Genomic DNA, 10,086 nt, shown 5'->3' on the forward strand with positions numbered 1-10,086 from the left:
TGGGCCTACTTCGCGGCGGGGGCCGCAGCGCTGGCGGCCGGTGCGCCGGTGGGCGACACCTTGGCGCCCGGACGCGCCTTGAGCACGCCCTCGACGATCACGCGGTCACCGGCGGCCAGCCCGCTCTTGATCTGCACCATGCCGCCGCTGGCGTACCCCACTTGCACGGTACGCGCCTGCACCACGTCATCGGGGCCGACCAGCAACAGGGTCTTGTCGGCCTGCGACTGCACGATGGCCCGCTCGGGCACTTGCAGCACGTCGTGCATGACGCCCAGGTCGAGGATCACGCGCACGAACTGTCCCGGCAGCAGGCGTTCGTCCTTGTTGGCGAAGATCGCGCGCGCGCGGATCGTGCCGGTGCGCGAGTCGACGCGGTTGTCGGAAAAATTCATGTGGCCGACCAGCGGATACTCGCTGCCGTCGGCCAGACGGATGTGCACGGGCCACTCGTAGTCGGCGGCCATCTTGAGCGTTCCGTCGCGCAACATGCGCTCCACCTTCAACCAGTCCTGCTCGGAATAGGAGAAGTTGGCGTACAGCGGGTCGAACTGCGAGATCGTCGTGAGCAGGCCGCTGTCGCCACTGGCGCTGATGAGGCTGCCTTCCGACTGCGCACCACGGCTGGTGACGCCGCCGATCGGCGCGGTGACGCGCGTGTAGTCGAGGTTGAGCTCGGCTTCCTTGAGCCGTGCGCGCGCCGATTGCACGTTGGCGGCGGCCGCGTCGTAGGCGGCGATGGTGTCGTCGTAGTCGCGCCGGCTGATGACGTTCCTGGCCAACAGCGGCACCACGCGCTCGCGATCGGCCTTGGCCTTGTTGAAGGCGGCCTGCACCTGGGCGAGCCCGCCGCGTGCCTGGTCGACCGCGGCCTGGTAGGGCGCCGGGTCGATCTCGAACAGGACCTGGCCGGCCTGCACCGTCTCGCCCTCGGTGTAGGTGCGCTTGAGCAGGATGCCGCTGACCCGCGCGCGTACCTCGACGTCGCGGAAGCCGGCCGTTTCGCCGACGTATTCGACCCGCAGCGGCATCGTCGAGGTCTGCACCGTGAGCACCGTGACCGGCGGCGGTGGCGGCGCCTTGGCGGCGTCCTTGTTGCCGCAGCCGGCAACCAGGCCCAGCACGATCGCAACGCCCGCGCCGCGCATGCCCAGCGCCGCGGCCGCTGCCTTCAGCCCGCTTCCCCTCGTCATGCCAGCTCCCCGCGCCGATCCCGCCGTGCCGTGATAGTAGCGAAAACGCGCAGTTGTGCGTCGGCGCGGATCAGCCGCCGCGCGTGCGCCGCGGCGCCCGGCCACCGCCACGCGCGCTGCTGGCCGCGGCCGGCGGTGCCAGCGCGCGCCACGGCACCGGCGAGGACAGCACGATCGAGGTCGAGGTGGTGCCGAACGGCGTGAGCCGGTCGATGAGCTGTTCGAGGTCTTCGATCGAAGGCACCGCCACCTTGATCGTGAACGAATCGGCGCCGGTGCCGCGGTGACATTCGAGCACCTCGGGCGACTGGCGGATCGCTGCGGTGACGCGCGTGAACACGTCGCCGACCACGCTCATGCGCACGATCGCCAGCACCGGACGGCCGACGCGCGCCAGATCGAGTTCGGCCCGATAGCCGCGGATCACGCCGGCGGCCTCGAGCTGGCGCATGCGCTCGGCGGCAGCGGGCGTGGACATGCCGATGCGGCGACCCAGTTCGGCGAAGCTCAGCCGTGCCTCCTGCTGCACGATGGCGAGGATCTGCCAGTCGATGGCGTCGAGGATCGTTGTCGTTGGTGAAGTTGTTTTGACCATTTGCTTTCAGCTATGGCGCAAATACGCGACTTGTACTTAACGAACGACATTCAATCAAACAATCCTCCTTTCTACAATGCCGGCATCCCGCGCCGCGTGCGGCGCCCCGTTCCATCCTGCTTCCGGAGCCCGCCATGACGACGCCCGTCCCCGCCCACGAGCCGCACAAGGCCAAGACCGTCCGCCCGATCCGCTTCGTGTCGCTCGACGAACGCAAGCGCAACCTGACCGCGGCGCACTTCAACGTGTTCAACCTGACGCCGCAGCAGATCAGCTTCGACATGGTGTCCTACGGTGCCGGCGCGATGAGCCAGGAACAGCTCGCGGGCCAGCTCATCGGCGACGAGGCCTACGCCGGCGCGCGCAACTTCGAGAACATGAGCGGCGCGATCACGCGCGTGCTCGGCCACACCTATGTGTGCCCGACCCACAACACGCTCGGCTCGGTGAAGCTGCTGCTGCACGCCTTCGCCAGCAGCGGCCAACGACTGCCGAGCAATGCGCGCGGCCGCATCGACCTGCATGCACCGCGCGGCATCGAACTGGTCGACGTGCGCGATCACGCCGAAGCCGTGTTCACCGGCAACTTCGACCTCGCCGCGCTCGAGGCCGCGATCGGCGCCAGCCGCCCGCCGTTCGTCGGCGCCCAGGCTTTCGCCGACGGCCAGCATCCGATCAGCCTCGGCAACCTGCGCGCAGCGCGCGCGCTGGCCGACCGCCACGGCCTGCGGCTCGTGCTCGATGTCTCGCGCGTGGTCGAGAACGCCTGGTACATCCAGCGCTTCGAGCCAGGCATGGCCGACCGCAGCATCGCCGAACTGGTCAAGCTCACCGCCAAGAGCGCCCACGTCATCATGATGGATGGCGCGCAGGACGCGCGTGCCAACACCGGCGGCTTCCTCGCCACCGACAATCCGGCCGACCACGAACGCTTCATCAACGACATCGTCGTGTTCGAGGGGCTGCACACCTATGGCGGCATGGCCGGACGCACGATGGAAGTGATCGCGCGCGGCCTCGACGAGATGTGCGACGAATCGACCGTGCAGTGGGCGATGGCGCAGACCGAACGCTTCACGGCGCGCCTGCGCGAGGCCGGCGTGCCGATCGAGCGCGGCTGCGATGGTGCCTACGTGCAGGCCGACCGCTTCCTGCCGCAGGCGACGCAGCATCCTGCGCACGCGCTGGCCTGCGCGCTGTACCTGAGCGCCGGCGTGCGTGCGCTGGTGCCGGGTCTGGTCGGGCGCGACCACCTGCTGCCGCTGCAGATCCCGCGCCTGGCGATGAGCAACCGCCAGCTCGACCAGGTCGCCGACGCCGTGATCGCGCTGCACGCCCAGCGCGAGCGGATTCCCGCGCTCACGCTGGAGATGGATGGCCAGTGGCACGATGCACTGCGGTTCGGTTCGGTGCTGGCCGACCTCGCTCCGTTCGCGTTCGACTGCGAACCGTGGCTCGTGCACACGCTGGAGCCGATCGCGATCACGACCCGCGAACAGCGCGAGCGCGCGATCCGCGAGGCCGGCTGGAACACCTTCCTGCTGCGCTCGGCCGACGTCACCATCGACCTGCTCACCGATTCGGGCACCACCGCGATGTCGAGCGTGCAATGGGCGGCCTACGACGCCGCGGTGCCGACGCCGGCGACGAGCAGCGCCTATCTGGAGTTCGCCGCCGCGATCCGCGACACCTACGGCTATCAGTACGTGCTGCCGACGCATCAGGGTCGCGCCGCCGAGCAGATCCTGTCGGAGGTGATGATCCGGCCGGGCCAGATCGTGCCCGGCAACATGTACTTCACCACCACCAAGGTGCATCAGGAATACGCCGGCGGCGTGTTCGCCGACGTGATCGTCGACGAGGCGCACGATCCGACCTCGACGTTCCGCTGGAAGGGCAACATCGACCTCGCCAAGCTCGATGCGCTGGTGCGCGAGCATGGTGCGGCGCAGATCGCCTACATCTCGTTCGAGCTGTCGGTGAACATGGCCGGCGGCCAGCCGGTGTCGATGGACAACCTGCGCGAGGTCTACGCGTGGAGCCGCCAGCATGGCATCGCGGTGATGTTCGATGCCACGCGCGCAGTCGAGAACGCCTACCTGATCCAGAAGCACGACTTGCGCTACCGCAGCACCCACGTCAAGGACATCCTGCGCGAGATCATGCTCTACGGCGACGGCGCCACCGTCTCGGGCAAGAAGGACTACCTCATCAACATCGGCGGCCTGCTCACGTTCAAGGACAACGCGGCCTGGGCGCACGCGGCCGAGGCCAAGCTGCGCATCTACGAGGGCGGCGTGCGCGACGGCGGCCTGCCGGCGGCCGACCTCGCGGCGATGGCGCAGGGTGTGCGCGAAATGGTCGACGACCGCTACATCCGCGCGCGCGTCGAGCAGGCGGTGCGCCTCGCCGGCTGGCTCAAGGACGCCGGTGTACCGGTGGTCGAACCGACCGGCAGCCATGCGGTGTTCGTCGATGCGCGGCGCTTCCTGCCGCACGTGGACCAGGACGAATATCCGGCGCAGCGCCTGGCCGGCGAGATCTACGTCGAGACCGGCGTGCGGCCGATGGAGCGTGGCAACGTGTCCAAGGGCCGCGACCGCGACGGCAACAACTACCGCCCCGCACTCGAACTCGTGCGCCTGACCCTGTCGCGCCGCGTCTACAGCGACGACCACCTGCGCGCGGTCGCCGACGGCATCATCCGCCTGTGGCAGCGCCGCAACCAGATCAGCGGCCTGCGCTTCGTCTACGAGCCCAGGGACCTGCGCTTCTTCCAGGGTCGCTTCGAACCGCTGCCGGCGGCAAGCGTGGCGCAACCGGCAGGCGTGGCCGCGACGGGCCAGCGCTGATCGCCCCGGCCGCAGGCGTGCGCGGCACGAAAACGGGAACCCCACGCGGGGTTCCCGTTTTCATGTGTGCATCACGGATACTCAGGCGCTCTGCTTGCGCTTCTTGTCGAGCTTCTTGAGCAGCATCGAGCGCTTGAGCGGCGAGAGGTGGTCGACGAATACCTTGCCCTGCAGATGGTCCATCTCGTGCTGCACGCAGACCGCGAGCGGGCCTTCGACCTCGAACTCGAACGGCTGGCCAGCGACATCCTGCGCCGCCACCTTCACGCGCAGCGCGCGCTCGACGTCGGCGTAGATGCCGGGGAACGACAGGCAGCCTTCCTGGAAGATCTGCTCGCCGCTCTTCTCGACGAGGCGCGCATTGATGAGCACGCGCGGATCGGACTTGTCCTCGGACATGTCCATGACCAGCAACTGGCGATGCACGTTCACCTGGGTCGCTGCCAAGCCGACGCCGGGCGCCGCATACATCGTCTCGAACATGTCGGCGACGAGCTGCTTGAGCTCGGCGTCGAACACGGTCACGGGCTGCGCCTTGGTGCGCAGGCGCGGGTCGGGAAATTCGAGGATCGTGAGCAGGGCCATGGCGTCGAAATGCGGCCACCCGGCCGCGATTGCAAGCGAGCCGCCATTGTAGCCCGGTTGCGCGGCGGCCGTTGCGGCCGCCGCGCGGTATCGCCTCAGTGGTGCATGAGCCGCTCGACCGCGAGCGAGCCGCCCTGCGCCAGCTCGACGACGAGGTCAGCCTGTGCCCCGACAAGACCGAGGCGCGTGCCCACCAGCACCAGCGCGAAGCGCTCGCCATCGAGCGCGCTCCACGCAGTCGCCTGGCGGCCCGCCACCAGCCGTACCAGCACCGTTTCGCCGATGCGGATCGCCTCGACTGCAAACGTGCGGTCGGCCGCCTGCGCGAGCGTGACCCGCTGCAGCGGGGCGAGGCCGGCGACATCGAGCGTGAGCGCCTGCGTCTCGCTCAGCGAGCCCGCCGCAACCGGCTCGATCGCCTCATCCCAGTCGGAACCATCGCCACCCAGCTCGAAGCCGTCGCGGAAGATCACGATCTCGGTGCTGTCGGTGCGCACGATCGAGTTGCCACCCGCGGCAACCGTCACGCCGTTGTCGATCATGCCGTCGATGTCGGCAACCACTTGCGCGGTGAGCAGGTACACCACGCTGCCGCCCGCGGGCAGGTCGATCGTATCGTCGAGGTCGCCGCTGCCGCTCGCGGTGCAGCTGGCGCCATTGCTGGCGCTGCATTGCCACTGGGCGCCCGCCACGTCGAGCTCATCGGGGAGCATGTCGGTCACGTGCACGCCGTTCGCGCCGAAGCTGCCGGCGTTGCCGACCGTGATCGTGTAGGTGAGCAAACGCCCGACCTGGGTCGCGTTGCGGCCGTCGCTGATGCTCACGTTGAAGCCGTCCAGCACCGATACGCCGGTCGCGGTGAACGCCACCGTGCCCGTCACGCCCGCCGCGCTCGCGACGACCGTATTGGTGCCCGGCGTCGCATCGAGGGTCCAGCCACCGAGCGTGGCGATGCCGCTCGAGTCGGTGGTCTGGCTCGCGCCGGTCAGCGTGCCGCTGTTGGCACCCGCGGTGAACGTCACGGCGACGCCGGCCACCGGATGCCCGCCTGCATCGGTCACCTTGACCGCCGGCAATGCGCCCGTGAGTGGCTGGCCGGCGACGCCGCTGAAGGTGGTCGCGCCGTTGGCCGCAATGCCGCTCGCCGCACCTGCGGTGATCGTGAGCGTCGCGTTCGCCGAGCCGCTGTGGTTGGCATCGGTGATCGTCGCGACCACCGCGTAGCTGCCGACGGCGCTGGGCGGCGTGCCGTCACCATCGTAGGTGACCGCCACCGCGAGGTTCGCCGGTGTCGTCGTCACCGTCACCGGCTTCGGGTTGCCGTCCCAGGCCTGCGTGGTGTCGGTGATCGCCACCGTCGCTTCAGCCTTGGCGATCACGAGCGTTCCCGACGCCGAACCCGAGTAGCCTTGCTGGGTCACGGTGGCCACGACCGCGTAACTGCCGGCATTGACCGGGACATCGTTCACGCCGTCGTAGGTCACGCTGACCGTGAGTCCGGTCGGCTCGGTGCTGACGCTGGCCGCATGCGGATCGCCATCGTAGACGGCAGACAAGTCGCCCAGCGTCACCGTGGCTTGCGCCACCTCGATCACGATGAGGCCACTGACCGGCGATGCGCTGTAGTCGGTCGCGCTCGCGGCAAGCTCCGCGGCGACGGCGTGGCTGCCCACCCCGACCGGCGGCGTCGCGCCGCCGTCGTAGGTGATGTCCACGACCGCCGGGAAGCCCGTGACTTCACCGGTCACGGTCACGCCCGCTGGGTGCGGATTGCCGTCATACGGGAAGGTGCCAAGACCCGTGAGCGCCAGGCTCACGCCCTTCGCCGCCACCACCAGCGTGGTGCTGCCGCTGGCCTCATAGTTCGTGCCGGCGCAGGTTGCTGCAAGCGTCGTACTGCCCGCATGGAGGCGCGGGTAATCACCGGTCGGCGTGAGGGCGCAGGTCACGGCGGGTTCCTGCGCAAGTTCCACGGTCGTGGAATGAGCGGTGCCGTCGAACGTGAAGTTCGTCGGTCCGAAGCTCACCGTGCCCGTCGCCTTGGCGATGGTCGCGGTCGCGTTGCCGCTGGCCGTGTGGTTGCTGCCGTTGCAGCTTGCACTCACCGGATAGCTGCCCGCGTTCGGGCCGACCGCGCCGGTCACCGTGCAGCTCACGCCGGTTTCCTCGGCAAGCGTCGCCGTCACCGTCGGCGAACTGCCATCGTAGGTGAAGGCGAGCGTGCCCCAGGCGACCGTGCCCGTCGCCTTGGCGATGGTCGCGGTCGCGTTGCCGCTGGCCGTGTGGTTGCTGCCGTTGCAGCTTGCGCTCACCGGATAGCTGCCCGCGTTCGGACCGACCGCGCCGGTCACCGCGCAGCTCACGCCGGTTTCCTCGGCGAGCGTTGCCGTCACGGTCGGCGAACTGCCGTCGTAGGTGAAGGCGAGCGTGCCCCATGTCACCGTGCCGGCGGCCTTGGCGATGGTCGCGGTCGCGTTGCCGCTCGCCGTGTGGTTGCTGCCGTTGCAGCTTGCGCTCACCGGATAGCTGCCCGCGTTCGGACCGACCGCGCCGGTCACCGTGCAGGCGACGCCGGTTTCCTCGGCGAGCGTCGCCGTCACCGTCGGCGAACTGCCGTCGTAGGTGAAGGCGAGCGTGCCCCATGTCACCGTGCCCGTCGCCTTGGCGATGGTCGCGGTCGCGTTGCCGCTGGCCGTGTGGTTGCTGCCGTTGCAGCTTGCACTCACCGGATAGTTGCCCGCGTTCGGACCGACCGTGCCGGTCACCGTGCAGCTCACGCCGGTTTCCTCGGCGAGCGTCGCCGTCACCGTCGGCGAACTGCCATCGTAGGTGAAGTTCAGCGTGCCCCAGACCACGCTGCCAGCAGCCTTGCTCACGACGACGCTGTCACTGCCAGTCACATGGTAGGTACTGCTGACGCAATCGGCCGCCACTGCGTGCGTGCCGGCGTTGGTGATGGTGGCGGGCGTCACGATGCAGGTCGCATCGGGGTCCTCCGCAAGCGTGGCGCTGATCGGATGGGCGTTGCCGTCATAGGCGAACGCAGTCGGCGTGAAGGTGATGGTGCCGCTCGTGATTGGCGGATAGCCGTACAGCACGTTGCCCACGGTCGTATCGCCGGCATTGTGCTTGTCGTAGGTCTTGGCCCACACCGCATTGAACTGGGCCAGGCCCATGCTCGGCATGTAGACGCCGCCGAAGCTGTTGCCAGCGGCCTGCACATCCCACTTGAAGGGACGCTTCTGGCTGATCGAGCTGCCGTCGGTACCACTGGTGTAGTTGATACCCTGGCCGATCGCATAACCTGCACCGCCATTGCAGCCACCGGAGGTGCTGGCATGGTTGCGGCCGGTGCAGGTGCGGTCATCGAGCGCGATGTACCAGCCAATGCCGCTGTCGAACGAATTGGCATCGGCCAGCTGGCTGCCGCCGACCACCGCCTTGGTGAACGTGGCAGCGCCGCTCGCATCATTGTCGTCGACGAACAGGATGGCCTTGCCCTTGTTGATGCTCGTTGCGCCATTGGCGAGGAACGTGTTGCCGCGGATCGTGACGTCGAACGTCGCCGGCGACGGCGGTACGCCCGTCTGCAGCGACCAGTTGCCGACCACGATCGCGCGGAAGTCGCTTTGGCCAGCCAGTGGCTGGAACGTATTGCCCTGGATCGTGACATTGGGCCGGCTCTGCACCCACAGGCCGCTGTAGTTCTTGCGGAAACCCGTGAACACGTTGCCTTCGACGATCGTGCCGGGCGCGCTGATGCCCTTGAGGCTGACCAGATGCGTGTCGGCATCGTCGCCATATTCCTGGCTCATCACGAAATGGTTGTTGGCGATACGGGCCGGTTCGGCAAGGCTGTAGCCGCCGGCGATGTACAGACCGAGCCGGCCAAAGGTCCAGTTCTCCTCGACCTTGAACACGCGTTGCGCGAGCGGATTGGCGCCCTTTGCCACCGGCTTGAGCGACATGTCCATGGTGTGCCCGGCCACCTGGTTGCGGACGAATACACCCGTGCTGTTCTGCAAACCGATCGCATACTTGGGCGCCGCCGACGCCGACGACGTGGGCTCCACCACATTGCCGTCCACCGTCACGAAGTCGCCATTGCCACGCGGCTCCGCCGCGGGCACCGAACTGTTAGATCCCGCCGACAGGTTGAGACCGAGGCCGATCGCGGCCGTGCCGCTTGTGATCTTGATGTAGTTGTCGACCAGCTCGAGACCGTTGACATTGCCGGTGGCGGCGATGCCCTCCTTGGCACGCGGCGAACCAAGAAACGGCGCTGAGCTGTTGACCTCGATGTACAGCTTCTCGATGCGCACGTTCGGCACGTTGCGCACCCACACCATGGCACTGGTGCCGCCACCTGCGGCGGCGGCACTGGCCGCCTTGAGCACCGAGGCGTTGGCCGCCTTGTTGTCGGCAGTCCCGTGCGCGATCTGCCCTGGCCCCGGCGGCGTGGCATAGGGCTTGGCAAATGGGCTGTTGTCGCCGACCAGACGCAGGCCCTCGGTCTCGATCACGATCCTGTTGCTGGTAAACGCATAGTCACCGGCTGCCACGTGCACGGTGTCATACGGCGCAGCCGCGTCGATCGCGCCTTGGATCGTGCACGGCGAGGCCTGGCTGCACAGACTGCCGCTGCCGCCTGGCGCGGCATACCAGTCGGCCGCCAGTGCAGGCACCGCGAGCAGCAAGGCGAGCACGCCAGCGGCAGCGCGGCGCAGCCTGGCGCCACCGATCCCCATGCCACGCATCGGGTCGCGGCCCGACGGCAATCCGCGTGGCTGCGCCCGCGCAAGCGGCGGTGCCGCGTTCGATCCTGTGCTGCCTTTCATGCCTGCCCCCTTTGCGACCGCCG

General features: G+C 68.5%; 5 protein-coding genes. 1 reads left to right on the forward strand and 4 read right to left on the reverse strand.

Annotated features, from left to right (window positions below; translation table 11 throughout):
• Positions 1-5: 5 nt before the first annotated feature.
• Both KF903_RS05005 and KF903_RS05010 read right to left on the reverse strand, forming a co-directional pair.
• On the reverse strand, positions 6-1,193 hold the full coding sequence (locus KF903_RS05005) for an efflux RND transporter periplasmic adaptor subunit (protein WP_291211834.1): 1,188 nt from the start codon (positions 1,191-1,193) through the stop codon (positions 6-8).
• 70 nt (positions 1,194-1,263) lie between these two features.
• A complete protein-coding gene (locus KF903_RS05010) occupies positions 1,264-1,788 on the reverse strand; it encodes an Lrp/AsnC family transcriptional regulator (protein ID WP_291211836.1) in 525 nt (174 codons plus the stop codon).
• Positions 1,789-1,922: 134 nt separating this feature from the next.
• On the opposite strand from KF903_RS05010, the gene KF903_RS05015 reads away from it, so the two are divergent.
• The gene (locus tag KF903_RS05015; protein WP_291211838.1) at positions 1,923-4,640 is read left to right on the forward strand and encodes a tryptophanase; all 2,718 of its coding nucleotides are present in this window, start codon (positions 1,923-1,925) and stop codon (positions 4,638-4,640) included.
• Positions 4,641-4,721: 81 nt separating this feature from the next.
• On the opposite strand, the gene def is transcribed toward KF903_RS05015, so the two are convergent.
• Positions 4,722-5,225, reverse strand: coding sequence for a peptide deformylase (def, locus tag KF903_RS05020; RefSeq protein WP_291211840.1), 504 nt, complete (start codon positions 5,223-5,225; stop codon positions 4,722-4,724).
• Positions 5,226-5,320: 95 nt separating this feature from the next.
• Positions 5,321-10,063 (reverse strand): MBG domain-containing protein, encoded by a 4,743-nt coding sequence (locus KF903_RS05025; RefSeq protein ID WP_291211843.1) that lies wholly within the window; start codon positions 10,061-10,063, stop codon positions 5,321-5,323.
• Between the last annotated feature and the right edge of the window lie 23 nt (positions 10,064-10,086).

The organism is Dokdonella sp. (genome assembly GCF_019634845.1).
Lineage (GTDB): Bacteria > Pseudomonadota > Gammaproteobacteria > Xanthomonadales > Rhodanobacteraceae > Dokdonella_A.

What these genes read in the sequence shown, in the direction of transcription:
- KF903_RS05015 (WP_291211838.1), top strand. Translation starts at nt 1,923, where the DNA reads ATGACGACGCCCGTCCCCGCCCACGAGCCGCACAAGGCCAAGACCGTC.
- KF903_RS05005 (WP_291211834.1), bottom strand. Translation starts at nt 1,193, where the DNA reads ATGACGAGGGGAAGCGGGCTGAAGGCAGCGGCCGCGGCGCTGGGCATG.
- def (WP_291211840.1), bottom strand. Translation starts at nt 5,225, where the DNA reads ATGGCCCTGCTCACGATCCTCGAATTTCCCGACCCGCGCCTGCGCACC.
- KF903_RS05025 (WP_291211843.1), bottom strand. Translation starts at nt 10,063, where the DNA reads ATGAAAGGCAGCACAGGATCGAACGCGGCACCGCCGCTTGCGCGGGCG.
- KF903_RS05010 (WP_291211836.1), bottom strand. Translation starts at nt 1,788, where the DNA reads ATGGTCAAAACAACTTCACCAACGACAACGATCCTCGACGCCATCGAC.